Source organism: Acuticoccus sp. MNP-M23 (genome assembly GCF_031195445.1).
Lineage (GTDB): Bacteria > Pseudomonadota > Alphaproteobacteria > Rhizobiales > Amorphaceae > Acuticoccus.
In genome coordinates, this window is sequence record NZ_CP133480.1 from 951,591 (window position 1) to 976,441 (window position 24,851).

22 protein-coding genes are annotated in these 24,851 nt (G+C 66.5%); 9 read left to right on the forward strand and 13 right to left on the reverse strand.

Going from position 1 to position 24,851, the window contains the following annotated elements; genetic code table 11:
- Positions 1-20: 20 nt before the first annotated feature.
- From RDV64_RS04530 to RDV64_RS04555, 6 genes are all read right to left on the reverse strand, one after another.
- A complete protein-coding gene (locus RDV64_RS04530) occupies positions 21-254 on the reverse strand; it encodes a DUF2188 domain-containing protein (RefSeq protein ID WP_309198089.1) in 234 nt (77 codons plus the stop codon).
- 115 nt (positions 255-369) lie between these two features.
- Positions 370-1,383 carry a branched-chain amino acid ABC transporter permease gene (locus RDV64_RS04535; protein ID WP_309198090.1) on the reverse strand — a complete coding sequence of 338 codons (1,014 nt, stop codon included), beginning with the start codon at positions 1,381-1,383 and terminating at the stop codon, positions 370-372.
- A 4-nt stretch (positions 1,384-1,387) separates the two neighbouring features.
- Positions 1,388-2,092: an ABC transporter ATP-binding protein gene (locus RDV64_RS04540; RefSeq protein ID WP_309198091.1), complete on the reverse strand. Its 705-nt coding sequence runs from the start codon at positions 2,090-2,092 to the stop codon at positions 1,388-1,390.
- Positions 2,089-2,874 carry an ABC transporter ATP-binding protein gene (locus RDV64_RS04545; RefSeq protein WP_309198092.1) on the reverse strand — a complete coding sequence of 262 codons (786 nt, stop codon included), beginning with the start codon at positions 2,872-2,874 and terminating at the stop codon, positions 2,089-2,091. The genes RDV64_RS04540 and RDV64_RS04545 overlap by 4 nt, the downstream gene beginning before the upstream one ends.
- A 53-nt stretch (positions 2,875-2,927) precedes the next feature.
- Positions 2,928-4,115, reverse strand: a complete 1,188-nt coding sequence (locus RDV64_RS04550) for an ABC transporter substrate-binding protein (RefSeq protein ID WP_309198093.1) — start codon at positions 4,113-4,115, stop codon at positions 2,928-2,930.
- 119 nt (positions 4,116-4,234) lie between these two features.
- Positions 4,235-5,131, reverse strand: coding sequence for a branched-chain amino acid aminotransferase (locus RDV64_RS04555; RefSeq protein WP_309198094.1), 897 nt, complete (start codon positions 5,129-5,131; stop codon positions 4,235-4,237).
- Positions 5,132-5,300: 169 nt separating this feature from the next.
- Here RDV64_RS04555 and RDV64_RS04560 point away from each other — a divergent pair, with 169 nt between their 5' ends.
- The 3 genes from RDV64_RS04560 to RDV64_RS04570 are packed head-to-tail and all read left to right on the forward strand — an operon-like array spanning position 5,301 to position 7,891.
- Positions 5,301-5,798 carry a MarR family transcriptional regulator gene (locus RDV64_RS04560; RefSeq protein WP_309198095.1) on the forward strand — a complete coding sequence of 166 codons (498 nt, stop codon included), beginning with the start codon at positions 5,301-5,303 and terminating at the stop codon, positions 5,796-5,798.
- A 3-nt stretch (positions 5,799-5,801) separates the two neighbouring features.
- On the forward strand, positions 5,802-6,515 hold the full coding sequence (locus tag RDV64_RS04565; RefSeq protein ID WP_309198096.1) for a response regulator transcription factor: 714 nt from the start codon (positions 5,802-5,804) through the stop codon (positions 6,513-6,515).
- Entirely contained in the window at positions 6,512-7,891 is a 1,380-nt protein-coding gene (locus RDV64_RS04570; RefSeq protein ID WP_309198097.1) for an ATP-binding protein, read from the forward strand. The genes RDV64_RS04565 and RDV64_RS04570 overlap by 4 nt, the downstream gene beginning before the upstream one ends.
- A 3-nt stretch (positions 7,892-7,894) precedes the next feature.
- On the opposite strand, the gene RDV64_RS04575 is transcribed toward RDV64_RS04570, so the two are convergent.
- On the reverse strand, positions 7,895-9,241 hold the full coding sequence (locus RDV64_RS04575) for a hypothetical protein (protein ID WP_309198098.1): 1,347 nt from the start codon (positions 9,239-9,241) through the stop codon (positions 7,895-7,897).
- 65 nt (positions 9,242-9,306) lie between these two features.
- Here RDV64_RS04575 and RDV64_RS04580 point away from each other — a divergent pair, with 65 nt between their 5' ends.
- Together RDV64_RS04580 and RDV64_RS04585 are read left to right on the forward strand one after the other, a co-directional pair.
- Complete coding sequence (locus tag RDV64_RS04580; RefSeq protein ID WP_309198099.1) at positions 9,307-10,407, forward strand: mandelate racemase/muconate lactonizing enzyme family protein; 1,101 nt, start codon at positions 9,307-9,309, stop codon at positions 10,405-10,407.
- A gap of 201 nt (positions 10,408-10,608) precedes the next feature.
- Entirely contained in the window at positions 10,609-11,415 is an 807-nt protein-coding gene (locus RDV64_RS04585) for a DUF1194 domain-containing protein (protein ID WP_309198100.1), read from the forward strand.
- Positions 11,416-11,445: 30 nt separating this feature from the next.
- Here RDV64_RS04585 and denD read toward each other — a convergent pair whose 3' ends face one another.
- Positions 11,446-12,408, reverse strand: a complete 963-nt coding sequence (denD, locus tag RDV64_RS04590) for a D-erythronate dehydrogenase (protein ID WP_309198101.1) — start codon at positions 12,406-12,408, stop codon at positions 11,446-11,448.
- Positions 12,409-12,562: 154 nt separating this feature from the next.
- Between denD and RDV64_RS04595 the strand changes: the two genes are divergently transcribed.
- Entirely contained in the window at positions 12,563-13,462 is a 900-nt protein-coding gene (locus tag RDV64_RS04595; RefSeq protein WP_309198102.1) for a hypothetical protein, read from the forward strand.
- A complete protein-coding gene (locus RDV64_RS04600) occupies positions 13,459-14,670 on the forward strand; it encodes a GSCFA domain-containing protein (protein WP_309198103.1) in 1,212 nt (403 codons plus the stop codon). Before RDV64_RS04595 ends, RDV64_RS04600 begins: the two co-directional genes overlap by 4 nt.
- Here RDV64_RS04600 and RDV64_RS04605 read toward each other — a convergent pair.
- Positions 14,642-15,400 (reverse strand): sulfite exporter TauE/SafE family protein, encoded by a 759-nt coding sequence (locus RDV64_RS04605; RefSeq protein WP_309198104.1) that lies wholly within the window; start codon positions 15,398-15,400, stop codon positions 14,642-14,644. The two genes, RDV64_RS04600 and RDV64_RS04605, sit on opposite strands and share 29 nt — an antisense overlap.
- 192 nt (positions 15,401-15,592) lie before the next feature.
- On the opposite strand from RDV64_RS04605, the gene RDV64_RS04610 reads away from it, so the two are divergent.
- Positions 15,593-16,819: an acyl-CoA dehydrogenase family protein gene (locus RDV64_RS04610; protein ID WP_309198105.1), complete on the forward strand. Its 1,227-nt coding sequence runs from the start codon at positions 15,593-15,595 to the stop codon at positions 16,817-16,819.
- 7 nt (positions 16,820-16,826) lie between these two features.
- Here the strand turns inward: RDV64_RS04610 and RDV64_RS04615 are convergent, their stop codons facing one another.
- From RDV64_RS04615 to RDV64_RS04630, 4 genes are all read right to left on the reverse strand, one after another.
- The gene (locus RDV64_RS04615; protein ID WP_309198106.1) at positions 16,827-18,617 is read right to left on the reverse strand and encodes a PilZ domain-containing protein; all 1,791 of its coding nucleotides are present in this window, start codon (positions 18,615-18,617) and stop codon (positions 16,827-16,829) included.
- Positions 18,618-18,791: 174 nt separating this feature from the next.
- Positions 18,792-19,718 (reverse strand): glycosyltransferase, encoded by a 927-nt coding sequence (locus RDV64_RS04620; protein ID WP_309198107.1) that lies wholly within the window; start codon positions 19,716-19,718, stop codon positions 18,792-18,794.
- 11 nt (positions 19,719-19,729) lie between these two features.
- Complete coding sequence (locus RDV64_RS04625) at positions 19,730-20,488, reverse strand: polysaccharide biosynthesis/export family protein (RefSeq protein ID WP_309198108.1); 759 nt, start codon at positions 20,486-20,488, stop codon at positions 19,730-19,732.
- Between the two features lie 115 nt (positions 20,489-20,603).
- Positions 20,604-22,190: an undecaprenyl-phosphate glucose phosphotransferase gene (locus RDV64_RS04630; protein WP_309198109.1), complete on the reverse strand. Its 1,587-nt coding sequence runs from the start codon at positions 22,188-22,190 to the stop codon at positions 20,604-20,606.
- A gap of 594 nt (positions 22,191-22,784) precedes the next feature.
- On the opposite strand from RDV64_RS04630, the gene RDV64_RS04635 reads away from it, so the two are divergent.
- Entirely contained in the window at positions 22,785-24,842 is a 2,058-nt protein-coding gene (locus RDV64_RS04635; protein WP_309198110.1) for an exopolysaccharide transport family protein, read from the forward strand.
- Positions 24,843-24,851 lie beyond the last annotated feature (9 nt).

The following is a 24,851-nucleotide window of genomic DNA, read 5'->3' on the forward strand; positions in this document are numbered from 1 at the left end:
CCCGCCCTGCCATCATATTGTCAGCCTTTGCTGGATACGGGGTCGTTCCCGTAGGTGTTCCGTTCGCGGATCTTGCCGTCCATGCCCTTGAGGAAGGCCTCGCCCATGGATTTCTGCGCCATTTCCTTGGTGTAAGCCCAGGATTCTGCCTGCGTGTCGAACACCTTGGACGCGCGCTCGGCGCCTTCCTTGAGGGTCTCCCAGCGGCTGTCGTCGCGCTGCTGGGTCCAATAGTTCTTCTCGTTGGCGGCCATTGAATAGCTCCATGATAGATATGCGACATAAGCGCTCTATCATCCAACCGCATGGCTGCTGATGTGGTTCCCATTTCAGGCCGAATTGGGATAGTTTTCTGCAAAACAGCCACTTCTATCCCGTCCTCTTGTTGAAGAGACCATAGGGTCTGAGGAGAAGTGTCAGCACCAGAATGACGAAGGCGACGGCAAATTTGTATTCGGTCGCCAGAAGCTGGACGAGACCGTCCGGCATCCAGTCTTCGGGGAGCAGGTGGCCGAGAAAACGCTTGTAGGCATAGGTGATCAGCACCTCGGCGAACGCGATGATGTAGCCGCCCACAATGGCGCCGACGGGCGAGCCGAAGCCGCCGACAATGGCCGCCGCAAAAATCGGCAGCAGCAGCTCCTGATAGACGAACGGCTTGTAGCTCTTGTCGAGCCCGTAAAGCGTGCCGGCGATGGTGGCGAGCGCCGCCGATAGCGTCCACGCAATCAGCACCACGCGGCCAGCGTCGATGCCGGACAGCGTGGCAAGGTCTTCGTTGTCCGCGTAGGCGCGCATGGATTTGCCGGTGCGCGTCTTCTGCAGAAACCAGAACAGGAACGCGACGCAGATGCCCGCCGTGACCAGCGTAATCACCTGCGTGGTCTTGATCGCCAGCCCCTCGCGCAGCCCCGTCAGCTGCTTGAATTCGCCCGCGGAAATCACGAAGCGGGCGCCATCGGTAAAGTTCTGGTCGCTGGGGCCGATGATGAAGCGGATCAGCCCCGCCATCACGAACATCACGCCGATGGATACGATGATGAAGATCACCTGATCCGACTTCTTGTCCCGGTAGAAGCGGTAGATCACCCGGTCGGTGAACAGCACGAAAAGGACGGTGCCGAGGATTGCGAACGGCAGTGCCAGAAGCGCCGTCGGCAGCGGATCGATGGACACGCCCATCGACTGGAGCAGCCACGTGACGAAGATCGCCAGCATCGCGCCGAACGACATGGTTTCGCCGTGGGCAAAGTTGGAGAAGCGCAGAACGGCGAACACCAGCGTGACGCCGAGCGCGCCGAGCGCCAGCTGGCTCCCATAGGCAAGGCCGGGGATCAGCGCAAAATTGGTGAGCGTCACCAGCGCGTTGAGAACATTTTCCATGGCCTCAGCCCCCCAGGAACGAGCGGCGGACGTCGGCATTGGCGAGCAGCGCCTCGCCGGTGTCGGTGTAGGCGTTACGGCCTTGCTGGAGGACGTAGCCGCGGTGGGCGATCTCCAGCGCCTGCTTGGCGTTCTGCTCCACCATCAAGATGGCAATCCCGGTGTTGGCCACGTCGATGATCCGGTCGAACAGCTCGTCCATCACAATGGGGGAGACGCCCGCGGTGGGCTCGTCCAGCATCAGCACGGAAGGCTTGGTCATCAACGCGCGGCCGACGGCGACCTGCTGGCGCTGTCCGCCTGAAAGCTCCCCCGCCGGCTGGCGCCGCTTCTCCTTGAGGACGGGAAACAGGTCGTAGATCTCCTCGATGGTCTCGGCGATGTTGTCGCGACGCAGGAAAGCGCCCATCTCGAGATTCTCCTCCACCGTCATCGACGGGAAGACGTTGCGCACCTGCGGCACGAAGCTCATCCCCTCCGACACGCGCTCGGTCGGCTTCATGGTGGTCACGTCGCGCCCATCCAGCGTCACCCTGCCCTCGCGAAGGTTCAGCATCCCGAACACGGCCTTCATCGCGGTGGATTTTCCCGCGCCGTTGGGGCCGACGATGACGGCGATCTCGCCCTTGTCGGCCTCCACGGTGCAGGCGTGGAGGATGTCGTCGTTGCCATAGCCGCCGGTCATGGCCTCGGCTTTGAGGAAGCTCACGCGGCGGCCCCCGGCTTCTTGTGCTTGGAGCCGGTGCCGAGATAGGCCTCGATCACCTGCTCGTTCTTCATTATCTCGTCGGCGCTGCCTTCGGCGAGCACCGCGCCCTCCGCCATCACGATGACGGGGTCGCAAAGGCGCTGGATGAAGTCCATGTCGTGCTCGATCATGCAGAAGGTGTAGCCGCGCTCGGTGTGAAGCCGCTGGATGACATCGCCGATGGTGGCAAGCAGAGTGCGGTTCACGCCGGCGCCGACCTCGTCGAGGAAGACGATCTTGGCATCCACCATCATCGTGCGGCCAAGCTCCAAGAGCTTCTTCTGCCCGCCGGAGAGGTTGCCGGCGCGCTCGTCCGCCAGATGCGTGAGGGTGAGAAAGTCGAGGATCTCGTCGGCCTTCTCGCGCACCTTGCGTTCGCGGGCGGCGACGAGGCCGGGGCGGAACCAGGCGTTTCCCAGCGTCTCGCCGGGTTGGCCGGGGGGCACCATCATCAGGTTTTCGCGGACCGACAGGGAATGGAATTCGTGCGCAAGCTGGAAGGTGCGCAGGAGACCGCGGCCGAACAGCTCGTGCGGCGCGAGTGACGTGACGTCGTCGCCATCCAGCGCAACCGTCCCGGAGGACGGCTCGTAGAGGCCGGCGATGATGTTGAAAAGCGTCGTCTTTCCGGCGCCATTGGGGCCGATGAGGCCGGTGATCGTCCCCTTGCGGATATCAAGGGTGACGTCGCGGACAGCATGGATGCCGCCGAACCATTTGGAGACGTTGCGAACTGCAATCATGGGGTCGGACGCACCGGCCGGGGCGTGAGCCCCGGCCGGATTGGATCGCGCGATCAACGGTACTTGAGGGTTTCGATCTTGCCGTCCTTGATCTCGATTTCGCGGAAGTTGCCGGCGCTTTCGCCCGGACCGATCAGCTCCACCGCGGAACCGCCCACATAGTCGATATCGCCGCCATTCTTGACGATTTCCAGCGCCTTGCCGAGTTCGCCGGGCAGGATCTGTTCGCCGGGGGCGTTGGCAAGGTCCATGATCTTGCCCTTGAATTCGGCCGGATCGGTGGAGCCCGCCGCCTGCATGGCCAGCATGATGAGCGCAGCACCATCATAGGCTTCCGGAGCGTAGACACCCGGCTCGAAGCCGGCAGCCTTTGCAAGCTCGGCAAATTTGGCGGACCCGTCAGAGTCGGAGCCGGGCAGCACGCCGAACGAACCGTTCAGCGGATCGCCGATGGCTTCCACCAGCGCTTCGCCGACCATGCCGTCGGGCAGCAGGAACGTGTCGAATGCACCCGAATCCAGCGATGCCTGGATGATGCCCTTGCCGCCCTGGTCGAGGTAGCCGGCCACCACCAGAAGCTCACCGCCGGCGGATGCCAGCGCCGCCACTTCGGCCGAGTAGTCGCCCTTGCCGTCTTCATGGGCGGCGTTGATGGTGATGGTGCCGCCCGCCTTCTCGAACGAGGAGGCGATCGCGTCGGCAAGGCCCTTGCCGTAGTCGTTGTTGGTGTAGGTGAGCGCCACGTCCTTGATGCCGCGCTCGGTCAGCATGTCGGCGATGATTTCGCCCTGGCGCGCGTCGGACGGCGCGGTGCGGAAGAACTGGCCGTTGTCGTCGATGGTGGAGAGCGCCGGCGACGTGGCGGACGGCGAGATCATCACGGTGCCGTTGGGCAGGGCCGCGTTCTGGAGCGCTGCGGTGGTGGCGCCGGAGCACATGGCGCCAACCATGGCCGGCACGCCGTCGGACGTGATGAGGCGCTCTGCGGCTGCGGTTGCGGCACCAGCGTCGATGCAGGTGGAGTCGGCGCGCACCGGCGTGACGGTCCCGCCATCCATGAACTGGCCCGAATCGGTGGCTTCCTTCATCGCCATTTCGGCGCCCGAAGCCATTGCCGGAGACAGGCTCTCAAGCGGGCCGGTGAAGCCCAGCAGAACGCCGATCTTCACATCTTCCGCAAGCGCCGGCGCGGCGACAAGAAGAGCGGCGGCACTTACAGCGGCAACAAGCGATTTTTTCACGAAGGCATCTCCCAGAAGAACAGAACTTTTTGACTGTTGCAGTGGGAGCATAGTGTGATTTTTTTCGCAAGACCCGGGCAAGCTTGCCCGGGTCGAAGTTCGCATACTATTTGCGCAGATCAGGCCACATCGCGCATCGCGGCGCCGGCGGGCCGGACCTTGTCGGCATAGTCCTGCATCAGAGCGCGGGTCATTTCGCCGGGCGTATAATGGTGGGGGCCGATTTCGCCCACCGGCGTCACTTCGGCCGCCGTGCCGGTGACAAAACACTCGGAGAAGGTGCCAAGCTCATCCGGCAGGATCGTCCGTTCGATGACTTCGATGCCGCGCTTGGCCGCCAGCGCCATCACCGTGCGCCGCGTGATCCCGTTGAGGAAGCAGTCCGCCACCGGCGTGTGGATCTTGCCGTCCTTGATGAAGAACACGTTGGCGCCGGTCGCCTCGGCGACGTGGCCGCGATAGTCCATCATCAGCGCATCGGTGTAGCCCTTGGCTTCCGCGGCGTGCTTGGACAGCGTGCAGATCATGTAAAGGCCGGCAGCCTTGGCGTGGCACGGTGCGGTCTTGGGGTCCGGCCGCTGCCAGGACGCGATGTCGAGGCGGATGCCCTTTTCCAGAAGCGCCGGGTCGAAATAGCTCGGCCACGCCCATGCCGCGATGGCGACGTGGATGGTATTGAGCTGGGCGGAAACGCCCATCATCTCGCTGCCGCGCCAGGCGACCGGGCGCAGGTACGCATCGGTCAGCCCCATGCGGGCGAGCGTTGCGCGCTTGGCTTCGTTAATGGTGTCCTTGCTATAGGGGATGGCGAACCCCAACGCATCGGCGGAGGCGAACAGGCGATCGGTATGGGCTTCACACTCGAAAATCTCGCCGCCGTAGGCGCGCTCGCCTTCGAACACGGAGCTGGCGTAGTGCAGTGCGTGGGTCAGGATGTGCACCTTGGCGTCCGCCCACGGCACAAACACGCCGTCGAGCCAGATTTCGCCCTCGCGCTGGTCGAATGGGATAGCCATGCTCACTCTCCTCCTGGCGCCCGGCTCCTCCGAAACGCCAAACCTAGTTTCTCGGCAGACGCACAAAACTGCGCCACTGCGAAATATTATTTCCTCGAACCGCCATATCGCGACATGAATGTGCGAATTCGACGACCTTCATGTACCCCTTGTTACGAGATACGTCAACATGGTTGACTTAAAAAAATGCAGTGCGCACCAGCCGGACAGCGAGCCTCTCGCCCTCGACCTCATCGAGCGGATGTTTTTCGGCTATCGCGACTTTGTCGGCGTTGCGGATGAATTGCTGGCGACCATCGGCTATGGACGCGCCCACCACAGGGTGCTCCACTTTGTCGATCGCAATCCGGGGCTGACGGTGGGCGACCTTCTCGGGATCCTGAAAGTGACCAAGCAGGGGGTCGCGCGGGTTCTGAAAACGCTGGTGGACGACGGCTTCATCACCGTGCGCCAGGGCGTCGCGGACCGGCGCGAGAAATGCCTGGCCACCACCGCAAAGGGGCACGATCTGGCGCGCACCATCACCGCAATCCAGACCGAGAAGATCCACGCCGCGCTGGAGGCGGCGGGACCGGCGAACCGGGACGCCATCGCGATGTTCCTTGCAGCCCTCGTGGATGAGGACGAACGCGCGGACGTGCTGTCGCGCATCGCAGGGGGCGTGTGACCGATGGCATTGCGTGACGGCGGCGAACCGGCCAGCGACGACGAGGCCCCGCACGTTCTGCTGGTGGACGACGACCAGCGGATCCGCACGCTTTTGCAGCGCCTGTTGCGCGCCCAGGGCTTCCGCGTCACCGCGGCCAGGGATGCCGCCGAAGCACGGCGGAAGCTGGAGGGGCTGGTGTTCGACGCGGTGGTGCTCGACATCATGATGCCGGGCGAGGATGGTCTGTCCCTGCTCGCCTCGCTCAAACAGACATACACGATGCCGGTGCTTCTCCTCTCCGCCAAGACCGAGGCGGACGACCGCGTCGCAGGGCTGGAGCGCGGCGCGGACGATTACCTGCCCAAGCCATTCGAGCCGCGGGAGCTGGCGCTTCGCCTTGCCAACCTCCTGCGCCGCCGGCCGGAGACCGCACGGCGCATCCGCTTCGGCGATTTCGTGTTCGACATCCGCCGCGAGGAGTTGACCCGCGCAGCCGAGCCCGTGCGGCTGACGGACCGTGAGCGGCGCCTCCTGCGCCTTCTGGCCAGCCGCCCCGGCGCCACCATCCCGCGCCACGAACTGGTGGCCGATGAAGACCTTGGCGACCGTGCTATCGACGTGCAGATCAACCGCCTCCGCCGCAAGCTGGAGGACGACCCGGCCGAGCCAAAATATCTGCAGACCATGCGCGGCCAGGGCTACCGGCTTCTGGCCGATCCGGAGCATGCCGGATGAGCGTTGCCGCCGAACCGCGCCGCCAGCGCCCGCTGTGGCGCCGGATCCTGCGCTGGCTCGGCCTGCCGCCGCCGCTGGAGCGCTGGCTGCGCCGCCGCCTGCCGCGGCGCCTGTTCGCCCGCTCCCTGCTCATCATCATCCTGCCGATGCTGATCCTTCAGTCGGTGGTGGCGTTCGTGTTCCTGGACCGCCACTGGGAAAACATGACCACCCGCCTTTCGGTCGCCACGGCAACGGAAATTGCAGCGCTGGTGGACATTCTGGAAACCGCGCCGGACGAGCGCGGCGCCGAACTAGTCGCAGTCGCCGGCGCGCGCCTCTTCACCGAAGTCACCCTCCTCGAAACCGACCATCTGCCCCTGCCGGGACCCAAGCCGTTCTTCTCCCTTCTGGACCGGACGCTGTCGCGCCTCATCAGCGTGGAGGTGAACCGCCCGTTCTGGATCGACACTCTGGGCAGCAGCCGCTTTGTCGAGGTCCAGGTGAAAACCCATGCGGGCATCCTGCGCATCGTCACGCGGCGGAGCCACACCTATGCGTCGGACGCCCACATCACGCTGGTGTGGATGGCGGGCACGTCGCTGGTGCTGATTGCGGTGGCGATCCTGTTCCTGAAGGGTCAGGTGCGGCCGATCCAGGAGCTGGCGGCCGCCGCCGAGCGGTTCGGTCAGGGCCGGCCGATCGGCCCGCTGCGCCCCCACGGGGCAATCGAGGTGCGGCAGGCCGGCTGGGCCTTCCTGGAAATGCGCCAGCGGATCGAACGCCAGATCGAGCAGCGCACCCAGATGCTGGCCGGCGTCAGCCACGACCTGCGCACCATGCTCACCCGCTTCCGCCTCGAACTTGCCGTGCTGCCCGAGGGCGAGGACGTGGACGCGCTGACCGAGGACGTCGACCAGATGCAGGCGATGCTGGAGGACTACCTCACGTTCGCCCGCACCGACGTGGACGAGCCGGTCGCCGACGTATCCATCGAGCCGCTCATCGCCAGCGCGGTGCGCGGCTTCGACAATGTGCGGGTGGTGGTGCCGCAGGATATTGCGGCGCACATTCGCCCCAACGCGACGCTGCGGCTGGTGGCCAACCTCGTCTCCAACGCCGTCGCCTATGCGCCCAACGTGGAGGTGGGTGCCACCAGCGACGGAAACCGCCTTTTCATCACCGTGGACGATGACGGCCCCGGCATGCCGCCGGACGAGTACGAGGCCGCGTTCCGCCCCTTCTACCGGCTCGACAATGCCCGCAACCAGGACCGGGGCGGCACCGGCCTCGGCCTCACCATCGCGCGGGATATCGCCCTGCGGCAGGGCGGCAACGTCACCTTGTCGAAGAGCCCGCTGGGGGGGCTGCGCGCCCGCGTCCGCCTGCCGCAATAGGCCTCAGCCGCGCACCATCTTGCCAAACGCCGCCAGCTTCTCGTCCGACATGTAACCATAGCGGTTGACCCACAGCCTGCCTTCGGATGCGGTCCAGGCCGCCTCCGCCCGGCGCATCACGTCGGACAGCGGCCCGTAGGCGTGGGTGAAGGCGTAGACCGGCGTGTCGCCAGCCGCAGTGCGCGCCGCCGACAGCTTTTCCGCGATGGCGTCCGCCCCCACGGCGTGGGCCTCTTCGGGGTCCGGATAGCGCAGGTCCGCCACCGTTTGCGGGCGCGCTCCGCCCGTTCCCAGAAGTTGCGCAAGCAGCGGCGCCAGCGCATCGTGCCCGCCCATCGCTCTGGCAAAGTCCGCCAGGATCATCGGCCAGTGCATGGTGTAGAACTTGATGCCGATCCCCTCCACTTCCGGCGCTATGGCTTCGATGTCGAAGCCGGACAGTGCGTTCAGCGGCGGCGGAAAAGCCTGCGGCACCAGCGCCATTTCCGGCGGCAGCGCGCTGCGCATCCGCGCCACCAGCGCCGCCGACAGATGCCGCCGCAGCGCAAGCAGATCGGCGACGCCGGGGTAGCGGCTGAGCGCATCGAGTGACGGGACCGTCGCCGGAATGTCGCCGGCTTCAAGCGTGGTCAGGCGGGTGCGCAGCGCCAGCGCATCGGCGCGCATCCGCGCGGTGTCGATGCCGAGGCGGTCCGCCGCCGCGAGCGCATGGGGCGAAAAGTCGAAGAACAGCGAGCCGAAGGTGTAGGGCGGATATTCCGGCCAGTCGATCCGGAAGCCGGCGACGTCCGGATAGGCGGCGGCAAGGTCCTTCAGCAGCGCCTCGGTGTAGGCAAGAATGTCCGGTGCGGCCAGCGAGGCGTTGGCGTCGACGCGGCCGTGGATCGGCTCACCGTCCGGCCCCAGCGCCTCGTCCTCGGCACGAACGCCGGAAAACTGCACGCGGTAGCCGGGCGGGATCGCCGCCTGCACCTGGAACCAGACCTTGAGCCCCCGCGCCTTCGCCGCCGCGATGAAGCGCGCCACCGTGTCCCCCTCCGCCGCCGTCAGCGCATCGGGTTCCGGTGGCTGGTAGGCAAGGCCCGCGTAAATTGCCTTGTCCGGTGCATAGCTGGGGGCGGTGCGGATCATCAGCTGGCGCTTGCCGAACAGCGGGCGGTCCAGCACGCGCACGCTGCCGTGGCCGCCATCGGCCGGCGGCTCGCGCGATCCGCCGCTCTCCGCCGGCGCCATCACGTAGGGGCTGGTGGCAATGTCGGTGGCACCGGCGGCCTCCACGCGGTCCAGAACCGCGTCAATGCCCTCGGCCTGTGCCCATTCGGGCAAAACGGTGATCCCTAAATTAGCCATTGCCTCCCCTTCCGCTCTCGTTTTGTTACGGCAGAGTTCTCTTTGCGAATACAAAAGGTCAAACGATGGATCCGGTGAAGCAGATCACGGTGCGCGTCGTCGCCCGCGAAATGGGCGGGGCGGTCTGGAACCCCCGCACGCGGTGGACGTCCAAGGTGATGCTGTTCGCCTTCGTCGAAGACACCGCCGGGCGGATCGGCGTGGGCGAAGCGTGGCTGAACGAGGGCGGTGCGCGGGCCGTGCGCGCGGTGATCGAGGACGACATGGCGCCGCTGGTGGTGGGGCGCTGCCCGTTCGAGGCCCGCGGCATTGCCGAAACCATGCGCCGCGGCACCGAGATTTCCGGCCGCGTCGGCATCACGGCTGCGGCGTGGAGCGCGGTGGACATCGCGCTGTGGGATCTTGCTGCCCGCCAGGTCAACCTGCCGCTGGTCGATCTCCTCGGCAGGGCACGCAAGACCGTGCCGGTCTACGCCAGCGCCGGCCTCTACGGCACCGACAAGAGCGCCGACGACCTTGCCGCCGAGGTGAAGGGCTGGGTCGACGACGGGTTCGATGCGGTGAAGATCAAGGTGGGCGGTGCGCCGCTGGCCGAGGATGTGCGCCGCATCGCAGCCGTGCGCGAGGCCATCGGCCCCGACGTTCGCTTCATGATCGACGCGCTCTACAACCTCGATGTTGCGGGCGCCCTTGCCCTTGCCAACGCCGCCGCGCCCTACGACATCCATTTTCTGGAGGCTCCGGTCTCGCCACTCGATATTGCGGGGCAGGCGCGGGTCCACGCCCAAAGCCCGATCCCCGTATGCGGCAACGAGAGCATGGCCTGGGCGTCGTACTTCCGCGACCTCATCACCGCCGATGCGGTCCACTACGTGCAGTTCGACCCGGCGGCGTGCGGCGGTGTGACCGAGGCCAAACGCATCGGCGAGCTGGCGCACGCCTTCCACCTCCCCGCCACACTGCACGCCTCATCATCGGTGGTGACGTACGCCGCATCGCTCCACGTCGCCTGCTCGCTGCCCAACGCGCACTCCACCGAACACCACATGCTCCACCAATGGTTTTGGGAGAAGGCGCCCGCCGGAACGTTCGAGCCGGCGCAAAGTGCACTGGCGCCGCCCCCCGGCCCCGGGCTCGGCATCGACCTCACGCCCGACGACCTCTGAGTCTCGCACCGGCCGGCGCCCGCAACATAAAGTGATCGGAGCGCACCAAGCGCGCTTAATTGTCCACTTGACCGCACACAGCGCGGCTGAGACCCTTCCTGCATGACATCGGGACGACGGGCGCAGCGCCCCGCGCGCGGCCCTGCCTCTTGGCGGCGGACCACCGTGCCGCCTGTTCATGCACCCGGAGGGCCTTGCCGCATGGTTCGATACCTGACGCTGTTTTCTCTACTTATAATTGCGCCCATGGCTGCAAGGGCCGAATCGCCACCCGTGGTGGACATCGAGCTTGTGCTTGCGGTGGACGTGTCGTGGTCGATGGATCTTGAGGAGCAGAGGCTCCAGCGGGAGGGTTACGTCGCGGCGCTGCGCCACCCGGATGTCCGTGCCACCATCGCCAGGGGAGACTGGCAGCGCATCGCCCTCACCTACGTGGAATGGGCCGGCAACGAGCTCGACCGCGTGGTCGTCCCCTGGCGGATCATCGAGAGCGACGCGGACGCGGAGGCCTTTGCCACCGATCTGGAGGCAGCCCCCATCGGGCGGATGCGGCGCACGTCCATCTCATCGGCAATCCGCCGCTCGGCTGCCCTGTTCGACAATGGCATCGACGGGATGCGCCGGGTGATCGACGTGTCGGGCGACGGGCCCAACAACATGGGCATTGCAGTGACGGCCGCGCGCGACGAGGTGCTGGCGCAGGGCATCGTCATCAACGGCCTGCCCCTCATGATCAAACGCTCCAACCCCGGCGGCTATTTCCACCTGGAAGAGCTGGACATCTACTACGAGGATTGTGTGATCGGCGGCTTCGGCTCGTTCATGATCACGGTGAACAGCGCCAGCCAGTTTGCCGCCGCAATCCGCCGCAAGATCATCCTGGAGATCGCGAGCGCGGAACCGCAGGTGATCCGCGCGGCATGGCGGCCGCCGGGCAGCCCCCCGCGGATCGACTGCATGGTCGGCGAAAAACAATGGCAGCAATACCGCCGGTACGACCGCTGGTGACAGCGGCCGCCCGGCGGTGCAGGGCGGGTTCTAGCGGCGGATGTCGTCTTCGAGGAAGTAGCGCACGTTGTCCTCGAAGGTGCCGTCAGTGACGAGGCCGAGCTTCAGGGCCTTCTGCGGGTTGATGAGCGGGCGCCAGCCGGACACGATGTCGATGATCCGCTGGTCCTTTTCCCACACGATGCGGTTGACCGGCTCGTCCCCGGCAACACGGCGCATGCACTCGATCATCTCGCCGATGGAGGCGACCTTGCCCGGCATCGCGAAGCAGCGCTGTTCGCCAAGGTCCTCGGCCTTCACCTCGGCGGTGCGGATAAGGTTTTCCACCGTCACGCGCGGCGAGGCGTACCAGACCTCGTAATCGGGATCGACGGGGCAGATGGCCGCCTCGCCCTGCAACGGCTCGCGGAAGATCGACGACATGAACGACGATGCAGCAGCGTTCGCCTTGCCGGGGCGGATGGTGACCGTGGGCAGCCGCGGGCCGCGCCCGTCGAAGAAGCCCTTGCGCGAATAGTCGGTGACGAAGAGTTCGGCAGCGGCCTTCTGCGCGCCGTACGACGTCTGCGGGTTGTTCTGCGTCCAGTCCTCGATCTGCTCGGGGATCTCGCCGCCATAGACCGCGCAGGAGGAGGAGAACACCAGCACGGGGCAGGTCCCCAGCGCCCGCGCCGCTTCGAACACGTTGAGCGAGCCCATGAGGTTCACCATCATGCCGACGTCGAATTCCGCCTCGGCCTGCCCGGAGACGATGGCCGCCAGATGGAAGATCACGTCTGGCTTCACCTCGAACAGCGCGTTGACGCTGGCGCGGTCGGCAATGTTGCTGGCGTGGACCGACACCTCGAACGGGGCGTCCATCGGCGCCGGCTCTGCAAGGTCCGCGAGCGCCAGGTGCGTGATCGTCTGGCCGCGCAGCGTTCCGCGCTCCGCCAGACGGTGGGCAATCTTCTGACCCACAAATCCACCACCGCCGATGATCAGAACTCTCATCCGTCCACTCCCTCTTTGCATTTTGGCCTGTGTAGCTGGTGCGGCAGGCTGACCGCAATTGCCCAATTGCCAGAGCGCTGTGTGCGGGCTAGGCATTTGGAAGCGTTCCAGCAGCCCTGATGAGAGTTGTCGTCCAGCCGATGCGCGAACCTTTGTGCCCACTCGCCCGCCCCACCCCGGCGGCAATCTCCATCCGCGGGGCCGCACGGTGACGCGCAAGGGGCCGGCCAGCGCGGCACAACCCGGCGGGATCGGCCGTTTTATGCGCCTGTTCCGCGGCACGCCGGAGCGGCGCCAGCCGCCAGCACCCCAAAAGGTCCCCATCTATGTGGTCGGCATGAGCCACACGCGAGCGCTGGCCGCCGCCATGGACCGCGTGGGCGCCGACGATATCGCCATCGGCCGTGTTTCGCGCGCAAGTTCCGGCGATGACCATCCGCTGGACCCCGCGTCGCTGGGGAAGCTGGCGCCCACGGTGGCGATCTCGATGATGGGCGGCAACCAGCACAACCGGCTGGGCCTGTTCGAGGCGCCCGAACCGTTCGACTTCTACCTCCACGCGGACGACACGGTCCTTCCCGGCCGGCGGATCATCCCGCACGCGCAGATGCGTCATGCCATGAGCGAGATGATGCAGCGCGCCTTCGAGCGGACCACCGAGCTTGCCGCCTACTACAAGGTGCCGACCGCCCATGTGGCCGCCCCGCCGCCGGTGGATGACGAGGAGCATCTAGTGACGTCGCTCGCCGACAAGGCCGAGGAAATGGGGCTCAGCCTCGTTTTCACGCCGCCTTCGGTGCGGCTGAAGATTTACCAGCTGCAGAACCGCATCCTGTCTGCATGGTGCGAGGCGCACGAGATCGACTTTATTCCAGCACCGCCGGAAGCGCAGAATGCAGGCGGCTTTCTCGCCAAGCGCTACCGCCGCAACGACCCCACGCACGGCAATGCCCAGTATGGCGCGCTGGTGCTGGACCAGATCCGCGCCTATGGGAGAAGCCACGGCGCTGCCGTTGCGCAAGCTGGCACCACGAATGAGGGCGCGCCGCAATGACGACACCGCACCCCTACAGCGATATTGCCGACTACCGCCACTGGCGCCGTGCGCCCGGCGTGGAAGATCCCGCCGCGCTGGACCCTGTTGCGGCGCCAAAATTCACCATCGGCAGGGACGAGGCGGTGGCAACCGCTGGCAGCTGCTTTGCCCAGCACGTGATGCGCCATCTTGCGGCATCCGGCTTCAACACGCTGGTGGCCGAAGAAGCGCCCGCCATCCACCGGACCAATGGCGGCGCGCACTTCCACTACGGCGTGTTCTCCACCCGCTCCGGCAACGTCTACACCGCCCGCCAGCTGCGCCAGCTGTTCGCGCGCGCCGCTGGCGAGTTCGTGCCCGAAACCAACGCCTGGGAAACCGCAGAGGGGTTCATCGACCCCTTCCGCCCGTCGGTGGGCCCGTTCCTGTCGCTGGCCGAGCTTGAAGCCGACCGCGCCTATCACCTGTCGCGGGTGCGGGCGATGATGGCGGACCTTTCGGTCTTCGTGTTCACGCTGGGGCTGACGGAAGGGTGGATGGACCGGGACGGCGCCGTCTTTCCGCTCGCCCCCGGCGTGTCCGGCGGCACCTATGACCCTGCCCGCCACACCATGAAGAATTTCACCGTCGACGAGACGGTGGCCGACATGCGCGCGGCCCTTGCCGCCTTGCGCGCGGTGAACCCGGCGGCGCGGGTGATCCTCACCGTATCGCCGGTGCCGCTGATGGCAACGGCGGAGGACCGCCATGTCCTCGCCTCCACCACCTATTCCAAAGCCGTCCTGCGGGTTGCCGCGCAGATGCTGTCCGACGCGGACGAACGGGTGGACTACTTCCCGTCCTACGAGATCATCACGGCGCCGCAGGTTCGCGGCCGCTACTACGGACCGGACGCCCGCGCGGTAACCGAAGCCGGCGTCAGCCACGTGATGGGCGTGTTCCTCAAGCACTATGGCGGCATTGTCGCGGCGGATGTGCCGGGCCACGACCCCGCCGCCGGCGTTCAAGATCGCACCCACCTCGACAAGACCGAGGAGATTGTGGAGGTGCTTTGCGACGAGGAGGCGCTGGATGCGCCGCGCGCCAGCCGCCGCGCGCAGAAGACCGGCCGGCAGCAGGACGACGCTCGGAAGCCGCGCAAGCCAGAGGCGCGCCCCGCCGCGGAGAGCACGCGCGACCCCCGCGAACTGCGCCGGATCAGAAGAGAGCGTCGGTCAAAAGCTTGACGCCGACGAGGGCGAGCAACCAGTAGATCAGCGTGTAGAACCGCTCCGGCGCGATGCGGGACACCAGCCTCGCGCCCAGCCAGGTGGCGCCGAGCGCCAGCGGCGAGGCGATGAGCGCCGCCATCAGCCCCTCGCGCGTCAGCTGACCGAGCCAGATGAAGCCCGGCAGCTTGATGAAGTTGATCAGGAAAAAGAACGTCACGCCGGTGGCGACGAATGTGTCGCGCGGCAGGCGCTGGGGCATGAGATACATCTGGAACGTCGGCCCGCCCTGATGGAGCACGGTGGACGTGAGCCCGCTCATCATGCCCAGAAACACGCCCATGGGCCGCGACGGCACGCGCGCCGGCGCCTTGGGCCCCAGAATGCCGCGCAGCGCAAACGCCAGCGTGATGGTGCCCAGAACGCCCAGCATCGGCCCCGTGGGCAGCAGAGCAAACAGCGAGAAGCCAAGCGCAATGCCCAGACATGCCGATGGAACGAGAAGCCTGAGGTTGGGCAGGCTCCACTTGCCGCGATAGATCCAGACGCTGAGAACGTCCTGGATCATCAGGATCGGCAAGATGAGACCGGCGGCGGGTCCGGGCGGCATCACCAGCAGCATCATGGGCATGGCGAGAACACCGATGCCCGCAAGCCCGCCCTTGGCCAGCCCCAGAAGGGTGATGGAAAACAGGAACACCGCAACGGTCGGCAGATCCCAGTTGAAGTGGACGATATGCTCGCTCATGCGCGCAAGGGCGGCCACGCGAAATGCGCGGGGAGGCTATGCATAAAACGTCCTGTTGGGATCGACGGATGCGCCGGAGGGATGTTTTTCGGGTATCAGGCGCGGCAGTTTGTGTCCAGCCGCAGACCACTTGCAGCGATCGGCGGCGCGCACCATGCTTTGCGCCCGAAGCCAGACCGGAGCGCACCACCCATGAACCTTGGCCTCAGCGACAGGGCCCGCCCCCTCCTCGATGCAGTCCGCACCATGGTGGCAAACGACATTGCGCCCCTTGATGCCGAATTCCAGAGCGAGGTGGGGCGTCATCCTTCCGGCGACCGTTTCAAGCACACCGCGCGGCAGCTGGAGATAATTGACGGGCTCAAGGCGCATGCCCGCGAACAGGGGCTGTGGAATTTCTGGCGCACCAACCAGCCGGACGGGCCGGGACTCACCAATGTGGAATACGCCTATTTTGCCGAGGAAATGGGCAAGGTCCGCCTCGCGGCAGAGTGCTTCAACTGTTCCGCGCCCGATACCGGCAACATGGAAGTGTTCGACCGGATGGGCACGGCAGCGCACAAGGAGAACTGGCTGGCCCCGCTTCTGGCTGGCAGCATCCGCTCCGCCTACCTGATGACCGAGCCGGCGGTCGCCTCCTCCGACGCCACCAATCTCGTCCTGTCCGCCGTGCGCGACGGCGACGACTATGTTCTGAACGGAGAGAAGTGGTGGGCCTCGGGTGCCGGCGATCCGCGCTGTGCAGTCTATATCGTGCTCGCCGCCACCGATCCTGCGGCGCACAAGCACGCGCGCCACTCGATGTTTGTGGTGTCGGCCGCAACGCCGGGGATAGAGGTCCTCAGGCCCATGCAGATCTTCGGGCACGACGATGCCCCCCACGGGCACATGCACATCCGCTTTACCGATGTGCGGGTGCCTGCCGACGATCTGGTGCTGGGCGAGGGCCGCGGCTTCGAGGTGGCGCAGGCCCGGCTGGGGCCCGGGCGCATCCACCACTGCATGCGCTCCATCGGGCTGGCGGAGCGGGCGCTGGAGCTGTTCTGCCGCCGCGGCCTGGCGCGCGAGGCGTTCGGCAGGACGCTGACCGAGCTTGGCGGCAACATGGACCGGATTGCAGATGCGCGCATGGGGATCGAGCAGGCGCGGCTCCTCTGCCTCAAGGCCGCGCACGTGATGGACACGGAGGGCGTGCGCGCCGCGCAGCCGTGGATCAGCCAGATCAAGGTGGTGGCGCCGGAGGTGGCGCTGTCCATCTGCGACGATGCGATCCAGCTCCACGGTGCCATGGGCATCAGCCAGGACACCGAGCTTGCCGCAATGTGGACGCACCTGCGCACCATGCGCCTGGTGGATGGCCCCGACGAGGTGCACCGGCGCCAGATCGCAAGGCAGGAGCTGAAGCGCTACACCGCCTGAGCGCGGGTCAGACTTCCGGCGGGGCCGTCTCCATCGCGCCGACGGTCACGATGGCCGGGTCCCCCGCAAGGGCCGCAGGAACCGCGGGCGTGGTCGTGATATGGGCATATACCGAATTACGGTCTCCCGACACGATGGACGCAGGCAAGCCGATATAATCCTGCGGATCGTCGAGCCGGCCGACCTTCTCGACCACCCCCTCGAAGCGGTCGCCCGAATAGGGGAGCGCCACGGAAACCAGAGCGCCGAGGTTGGGCGCCGTGCCGAACGGGAACATGGCCTGCACGTGCCCCTCGGCATCGCGCGGATAAAGGAGCGCGATGGGGTCGCCCTCCACCACCCTGTCACCGGCGTCCACCAGAATGCGCGCGAGGTTGCAGTCGCAGGGGCTCTGAATCACCGAACGGGTCTCCTCGCCCGCGGCGGAAAGGAGGAGCGAAACGAGCGCATCCCCCTCGTCCACCGTCTCGCCCGGCGCGAAGCCCCACTCCAGCACGAGACCCGTGGCATCGGCGGCCAGCGTCTGCCGTGCCACGGCGACGGCGGCATGTTCGGCCCGCACGGTGCTCGCAGCCATGCTGCCAACGCTCTGCGTGCTTTCGGTGCTGCTCCCGTCCGGCAGTGCAATGATGGCAAGCCCCGCCACCAGCGCAATGACTGCGGCGTTGAACGGCAGCGACATCACCGCCGCAATCGGGCTGAACCGCCCCACGGACCGGCGGGGCACCGCGTCACGGCCGGACGTGTCGATCATCTTTGGTGCGGGCGTGTTGTCGAGCGGCGGGGCAAAGCTGCGACCCTGGCATGCCGCGTTGGTGAGCGACCGCAGGACCTGCCGCTGCCTGTCGTTGGGGCTGACAAACCGCCACCCGATCCGATCCTCGGTGACGTTGACGGCCTCGCCCTCCATCTGGAGACTGACCGAATAGTCCCGCATGTCGATCTCGACCTCGAGGGTGCGGCGATCGCCGGCATGGATATCCTGGCGGCCCGGCGGCACGGCAATGCCGCCCATCGACCAGTCGAGCAGCGGATAAAGCGCCTCGTCGATCATCACGGTGCCGCCGCCGTCGATCCGCTGGGACCGGCGATTGTGCGATGCTGCTTTGGCGCCGTCCGTGTCATCCCCGCGCGGCCGGTTCCGGTCGGCACGCGGTCCCGCGCCGCTGCGGCGCGGCGGCAACACGAGTGCGCGCTCGGCGCTGGCGGCCGGCTCATCCGGCTTCGCTGCGGCGGCTGGCGCTGCTGCGGGCTCGGGGGCGGGTTCTGGGGTGGGTTCCGGGGCAGGTTCGCCCGCCGCCTTGCCCGCAGCGGCCGCCTCCGCGGATGCATTGCGGCGGCGCAGGCGGTCCCGCGCTGCAACGAGCTCCGGCGCATCATCGGTGGCGGTCGGCGACGGCTGCGCAGGTTCGGGGTTTGTCGCGGCGACGGTGTCGGCGGCGCTCTCCTGCGTTTCGGTGCGTTCAGTTTGCGGGTTTCGCTGGCGCAGGCGTTTTTTCAGGCGTTCGCCAAGCCGCGCCTTTGGGGCATTTTCCGCCGGGGTGGGGTCCCCCGCTTGCGGACCGGTCGTCTCCGGCGCGGCATCGGCCGCCGGCGTGACCGTCCGAGGCGCATCGCCGATGCCACCGACCGTTGCCGTCCACCCGCCATAGCCGTGATCGTAGGCCGTGTCCGGCGCTGCACCTGCGCTGGCCGCGGTCTCGACCTGGCCCCATGGCGCACGTGCGCGCCCGGCGCGGCGGTCCCTGATCCGCTCGCGCAGCTTCGCGTTGCCCGTCTGTCCCGGTTCCTCGCTCATCGGCTCTGCCTCACTCGCGGTCTGTCGGCACCGTGCCACCTGCACAAAGCGCGCCGCAAACCACGGACGTTTTGCCTGCCATCACCAACCATATGGTGAGTTTTGCGAAATTTGTCAGTAATCCTCTTTAACCGAACAGACGATTAAAGGGGGTTGCAATGAGAAACCGGCTTTCTATCGGTGACCGCTTCCGTAAAGCGACGAGCCCTTGGTGCGCCACCAGCTGAGCTTGCCGAGCCCGCTCATGAGAAGGCCGGTCGACCTTGTGGGCCACGTGCCGCCCATCCGGCCGGCAAGGGCCACCGGCGCCATGGCGGCGGCGGCCACCGCGCCCTTGGCCATGTGCTCCAGCATCTCGCCGCGCCGGGGCGGCTCCAGCATCATCGGCACAATGCAGCGGTGCTGGCCGGAGAGATAACGCCGCCTCAGGATGAACCCGGCATCCAGCCGCGCTGGCGGAATGAACTCCACCATCTTCGCATCAGGCGCCCAGACGAAGCGGCGACCGGCCTCCACCAGCTGGCGAAACAGAAGCACGTCCTCGCCGCCAATATTATCGAGCCGTGGGTCGAACGGCGCCGGCCCGGCCAGACACCGCGCCTTGACGAACGCTGCTCCCGGCAGCGGCAGATAGGCGTGCTGGTCGCTCACATCGCCGCCGGCAGGTGCGCCGAGATCGCGCGAATAGGTATCCAGAAAGAAGTCGGCGCCGGGCGGGGCCGTGCCGTCGATCTCCGCAACACGGGGGCCGAAGCTGCCGTCCGCGCCGGTGGTGCGCAGCGCAGCCACCTGCGCGGCAAGCCAGCCGGGGTCTGCCGCGCAATCGTCATCCACAAAGGCGACGATGTCGCCGGTTGCCGCAGCCACACCGGCGTTGCGCGCGCTGGAAACACCGGGCCGCGGCTCCCTGAGGCACCGCGCCGCGAACGGCAAGCTTGCGGCTGCCACCACATCCGCCGCCGTGCCATCGGCCGCATTGTCGACCACCAGCACGTCGACCGAAAGGTCCGCCGGCACATCGAGAGCGGCCAGGCTTTCGAGCGCCCGCGCCAGGGGACCCGGCCGGTTGCGGGTCGGGATCAGGATGGTGACCGAACTCATCTTCCGCTCCGTCACTCGGTTTGCAGCAGCGTGTAGACGAAGTTCTGATTAAACGGAATGACACCTTCGATATATTGCGCGATGAAAAGATTCACCTCCGCAATCTGCGAGCGCGGCACGAAAATGATGTCGAATGGCTCCAGCAGCGTGTTTTCGGTCGGGACGCCATCCCGGGCAAAGGCCTTCAGGTCCAGAAAGCGCATCATCGGCAGGTTGTCCGGCCCGCGGCGGATCAGCACCACATGCTCCCGCTTGGCGGTGAACTCGAACCCGCCAGCCTGGAACACGGCCTCCAGTACGCCCGTCGGCCCGGTCAGCGGATAGACGCCGGGGTTCTCGACCTCGCCGCCCACGTAGACCTGACGGCTGGCAAACGCGGTCGGCACCACGCCAACCTGCGGAAAGCGCAGATACTCGGAATATTTCTGCTCAAGCTCGGCCGACAGCGCCTCCGGCGTCCGCCCATTGGCGAGAACCGCGCCGATCAGCTCCAGATAGATGTTGCCATCGGGCGCCACCTGCGTCGTGACATTCTCTTCTTCGTAGAAGGGAAGCGTGATGCGCACTTCATCGCCGATGACGAAGCGGAGCGACCCACCGAACCCCTCCGCCCACGGCAGAAAGCCGTTGGGGATGGCCGGCGCAATGGCCGTGCCGGACGCGCCAGCCACGCCGCACCCGGTGGTGCCGGCGCAGGGGCTCTGCCCTTCCGGCGACGCACACGACGCGACGATGAATGTGAAGGCCGCCAGAAAGGCAAACCGCTGCATAACAAAAACCGATCCTGCGGATATCGCCCCCACACGTTCGGCCGTTAACCTTAAGAAGGGGTAAAGGGCACGTCAGCAGGCTTCATCACGGGACAGTTTCCGGCGGATGTTCAGCTCAGTAGGCGTTGCGCGAGCGGAACAGGAGGGACAGCGGCGTGACCATCAGAATGTAAAGATCGAACCAGATCGTCCAGTTCTCGATGTATTCGATGTCGTAGCGCACACGCACCAGAAGCTTGCGGTTGGTATCGGTTTCGCCGCGCCAGCCATTGACCTGGGCCCAGCCGGTGATGCCCGGCTTCACGCGGTAGCGCAGCATGTAGTCGGCCACCGCCTCGTCAAACGGCTTGCCCTCGGCCTTGGTCCCGAGCGCATGCGGGCGCGGACCGACCAGGCTCATGTCGCCGCGCAGCACGTTGAGCAGCTGCGGCAGCTCGTCGATGCTGGTGCGCCGCAGGAACCGGCCGACGCGGGTCACACGCGGATCGTTCTTGGTGGTCTGCTTGTCGCCCGCAACGTCTTCCATGTCGGTCCGCATGGTGCGGAATTTGGTGATGGTGAAGATACCGCCATTCCAGCCGCGGCGGGGCTGGTGGAAGAAAACCGGCCCCGGCGAATCGAGCCGGATTGCGAGCGCCGCCAGCGCCAGCACCGGCGAGCAGAGGAGCACCAGCAACCCGCCCAGAATGCGGTCCTCGAAAAACTTGGCGACGCCTTCCCAGCCCCTGATGGGCTTATCCAGTGCGCGCAGCATCGGCGCTCCGCCAATTATTTCGACCGGGCTGTCGAAGAAGCGCCACATGGGAAGGTCAGGTGCAAACAGCACGGTCACCGAGAAGCGGGACAGGCGATCCATGATGTGGGCCAGCCGCTCGACCGCGGCCAGCGGCAGCGCGACGATCACTTCGTCGACGTAACCGCGCTCCACGGCATCTTCCAGCTCGGCCAGCCCGCCACGGCGATGGTAGCCCTGAATTTCGGTCGGCACGCGCTGATATCGGTCGTCATAATAACCGACGAGGGCGTAGTGGGCATCCTCGCTGGCGGCCAGATGCTCGATCACGGCAATGCCCTGCGTGTCGGCGCCATAAAGGGCAACACGGCGGCGAAGCCGTCCCCGGCGGATGGCCATGCGCACGAGCCCTGCCACCACAAGCCGGAACGCCAGAAGACCTCCCGCCGTCCCGGCCAGCCACAGCGCCAGCCACCCGCGTGATGCGGTCTGCTCGATGGCAAACCCGAAGGCGGCAGCGGTCACCATCGCAAAAGTGAGAACGAGCGCCTGCGCCAGCCGGCGCAACAGGCTGAACTGCACATTGTGGGCCGCGGTCTTGTAGACGTGGTTGCCTTCCAGCATGCGCGAAAAGAGGAACGTCGCCAGCGCAACGGCGGGGACGTAGGTGGAGGCGGGCTGCGTCTCCCCGATCATGAAATAGGACGAGACGAGCCCGGCGATGAAGAAGCACGCGAGATCGCCGACGATCAGCGCCCGGTCGATGTTCTGAAGATAGAGATAGTCCGGCCGGCCGTGGCCGGGTTCAATGAACTCGACGGCATTGAGCGTGTTGTTTCTGGCTTTGGCGGCTGCAATCCGCGCGGCGGCAACCGTTCCACGCGGGGTGAGCGCCCTGCCGCTGTCCGCACCGCCTTTCGCCGCCTCGCTGCCGCGTTCGCTCTCCGTGGTTGCCGTTTTCTCAGTCATGCCGTGCAAAACGCTTTCGATAACGCCCAGCCGGGGCGTGCAGGGCCGACCGTTCCGGACCGATCCACACTTTCAGGGAATACATGGTTGTTTAAGCCTATCAAAACCACCACACAAATCGGACGGGGGCAAAAAAAGCGGACGTCATGCCAGGGGGGGTCGCTTCAAATAGCATGCCAAAGCGTCCAGGCCCGGAAAGCGCGCGCCAAGGGTTCCATTTTTCGGCTTGGCGCGCCTGAGATTCACCAGCCAGCAAAGACACGACCGCATGTCCGGCCAATTGATCTGGTCATGTAATTTCCTTTGCCGGCAAGTCTCTCAACATAGCACACATCATATGCGATTTGCCGCGCAACTTTTGCCCATCGCATTCGTCATTTCTGTGAATGAACGTGTGCCAACGTTTGACGCGTTGCCCGAAGACCATAGGTCTGTGCAAACATCAGCCGCGCGGGTCCGGCCATCAGCGCAGCTTGGTGCTAGTGTGGGTCCGGAATGGTCGTATCACCGACACGGCAGAACGAGTGGCGCGTGCGCCGTATCATGGAGGACTGTCCCGGTGCACGGCAATCTCGACACGCTTGAGGTGCCCCGGTGGCAGTGACCGACAACGCCGGCAACGCGCGCCCCCCGGCCGTGCCGGCGGCCAACCCGTTCAACCCGGTCCTCTGGTTGATTTCAGCCCTGTGGCAGTACAAATGGCTGATCGTTGCCATTGTGGCGGCCGGCGTTGCGGGCGCCACCGTGCTCGCCTCGCGCATGCCCGATGTCTACAGCGCCAGCGGCCTTCTGGAAATCGACCCCGAGCCGAACACGGTGCTCAACGAGCAGCAGAGCAGCCGCTTCGTCCCGGCCGAAACAATCACCGAAACCGAAGTTGCCGTGATCCGTTCGTCGCGCGTGTTGCAGCAGGTGGTCGCCCAGCTGAACCTGGAGTTCAGCAGCGCCAACCCGCTCCTGCGCGAAGAGGCCGAACGGGACATGCCGACCGACCGTGGCGCTGCGCGCCGAGCGATCGCCAGCAACCTCGCCCGCAACCTGTCGGTCGCGCCGACCGGGCGCTCGTTTGTCGTCCAGGTATCCTACGAAAGCGAAGATCCGGACTTCGCCGCGCAGGTGGTGAATGCGGTGATGGCCGAATATCTCGGCGTTGAGGTGGACACGGCACGCGACTTCTCACGCGAATCCGTCGCCCTCCTGTCGGACCGGCTGGAAGACCTGCGCCGGACGCTCACCGAGCGCGAGAAGGCCGTACAGGAATATCTGCGCCAGAACCGCAATACGGAGGCCGCCGGGACCACGGCTCTGGCCGAGCGGCTCAACCGTCTCAACGAGCAGCTGAGCCTTGCGCAGGCGCAGCTGGCCTCCGCTGCGGCCACGGCAAGCTCGTCGGAACGTTCGGACGACCCGGCCGCGCTGCCCGAAGTGGTCGCGTCGCCGCTCATTCAGGCGCTGCGGGCGCAGGAGGCGACCCAGGCCCGCGAGGTGGACGAGCTCCAGACCCTTTACAAGCCCACCCACCCGCGCCTCATCCAGGCGCGCAGTGCACTGGCCGCCATCCGCGACACAATCGCCCAGGAAACCGCAAAGATCGCGTCCAGCCTGACGACCTCCGAAGCGGTGCAGCAGCAGCGGGTGCTCTCGCTGGAAGCTGACGTGGAGGATGTGCGCGGCCAGCTCAACAGCCAGCGCGACGCCGAGTTCGAGCTGCGGCGCCTCCAGCGCGAGGCCGATGCCGCCAAGCGGATCTACGAGTCCTTCCTCGACCGGTTCAATCAGGTGGACAACACCACCGGCTTCGAGCAGGCGCAGGGGCGGATCATCGCGTCGGCCCTGCCGCCGGTGCAGCCATCCGGCCCCAACCGGCTTCTGGTGCTGGCGGGCGGCGGCGTCCTTTCGGGCGCTCTTGCGTTCATGCTGGTCATCGGGCTGGCGCTGATGGACCGGCGCACCCGCTCCGCGTCCGACGTCACGCGGGCCACCGGCCTTTCACCGGTCGCGGTGATGCCGCCGGTGCCAGGCCGCGGGCGCGGGCTGAGGGGCAAGCTCTTCGCCGAGCGCCGCAACGCCCGTTTTGCCGATGCCATCTCGCAGCTCCGGGCGGCGCTGCTTCTGGGGGCGGGACGCGATGGCGCGCTGGTGGTCGCCATTACCACACCCGACCGCAAGAGCGACCACGCTGCACTCGCCGTCGCGCTGGCGCAGGCCGCGGCCGTTGCCGGCGACGAGGTCGTGCTGGTCGACGCCTGTTTCGACAGGCCGAGCGTCCATCTGATGCTGGGCGGCGTCAACGAATACGGCCTGTCGGACGCGGTTTCGGAAAATGGCGAGATCGAAGGCGCGTTGCAGGTGGATGGCCAGACCGCGCTCCTGTTCATCGCCGCGGGCAAGGAGGCCGACCCCTCGCTCTACCGCGCGAAGGGCATGGACGACGTGGTCGACGAGCTGGCCGAGGCGTTCTCCCGCGTGATTGTGGTGCTGCCGCCAATCTCGGACGTGCCGGACGCGCAGGCCCTTTCCGCCATTGCCGATGTGACGGCCATTGTCGTGCGGGCGGCGGTCACCGAGCGCAGCGAACTGACCGATCTGGTCTCTCAGCTGCGCTACGCCGGGTACGCCGGAAAAATTGCAACCGTGCTCGTGGACGGTTGACCGCAAGGC

Bases quoted from the DNA above. Each gene is read 5' to 3' on its own strand.
- RDV64_RS04530 (WP_309198089.1), bottom strand. From the start codon at position 254: ATGGCCGCCAACGAGAAGAACTATTGGACCCAGCAGCGCGACGACAGC.
- RDV64_RS04535 (WP_309198090.1), bottom strand. From the start codon at position 1,383: ATGGAAAATGTTCTCAACGCGCTGGTGACGCTCACCAATTTTGCGCTG.
- RDV64_RS04545 (WP_309198092.1), bottom strand. From the start codon at position 2,874: ATGATTGCAGTTCGCAACGTCTCCAAATGGTTCGGCGGCATCCATGCT.
- RDV64_RS04555 (WP_309198094.1), bottom strand. From the start codon at position 5,131: ATGGCTATCCCATTCGACCAGCGCGAGGGCGAAATCTGGCTCGACGGC.
- RDV64_RS04560 (WP_309198095.1), top strand. From the start codon at position 5,301: ATGGTTGACTTAAAAAAATGCAGTGCGCACCAGCCGGACAGCGAGCCT.
- RDV64_RS04565 (WP_309198096.1), top strand. From the start codon at position 5,802: ATGGCATTGCGTGACGGCGGCGAACCGGCCAGCGACGACGAGGCCCCG.
- RDV64_RS04570 (WP_309198097.1), top strand. From the start codon at position 6,512: ATGAGCGTTGCCGCCGAACCGCGCCGCCAGCGCCCGCTGTGGCGCCGG.
- RDV64_RS04575 (WP_309198098.1), bottom strand. From the start codon at position 9,241: ATGGCTAATTTAGGGATCACCGTTTTGCCCGAATGGGCACAGGCCGAG.
- RDV64_RS04580 (WP_309198099.1), top strand. From the start codon at position 9,307: ATGGATCCGGTGAAGCAGATCACGGTGCGCGTCGTCGCCCGCGAAATG.
- RDV64_RS04585 (WP_309198100.1), top strand. From the start codon at position 10,609: ATGGTTCGATACCTGACGCTGTTTTCTCTACTTATAATTGCGCCCATG.
- denD (WP_309198101.1), bottom strand. From the start codon at position 12,408: ATGAGAGTTCTGATCATCGGCGGTGGTGGATTTGTGGGTCAGAAGATT.
- RDV64_RS04600 (WP_309198103.1), top strand. From the start codon at position 13,459: ATGACGACACCGCACCCCTACAGCGATATTGCCGACTACCGCCACTGG.
- RDV64_RS04605 (WP_309198104.1), bottom strand. From the start codon at position 15,400: ATGAGCGAGCATATCGTCCACTTCAACTGGGATCTGCCGACCGTTGCG.
- RDV64_RS04610 (WP_309198105.1), top strand. From the start codon at position 15,593: ATGAACCTTGGCCTCAGCGACAGGGCCCGCCCCCTCCTCGATGCAGTC.
- RDV64_RS04615 (WP_309198106.1), bottom strand. From the start codon at position 18,617: ATGAGCGAGGAACCGGGACAGACGGGCAACGCGAAGCTGCGCGAGCGG.
- RDV64_RS04620 (WP_309198107.1), bottom strand. From the start codon at position 19,718: ATGAGTTCGGTCACCATCCTGATCCCGACCCGCAACCGGCCGGGTCCC.
- RDV64_RS04625 (WP_309198108.1), bottom strand. From the start codon at position 20,488: ATGCAGCGGTTTGCCTTTCTGGCGGCCTTCACATTCATCGTCGCGTCG.
- RDV64_RS04630 (WP_309198109.1), bottom strand. From the start codon at position 22,190: ATGACTGAGAAAACGGCAACCACGGAGAGCGAACGCGGCAGCGAGGCG.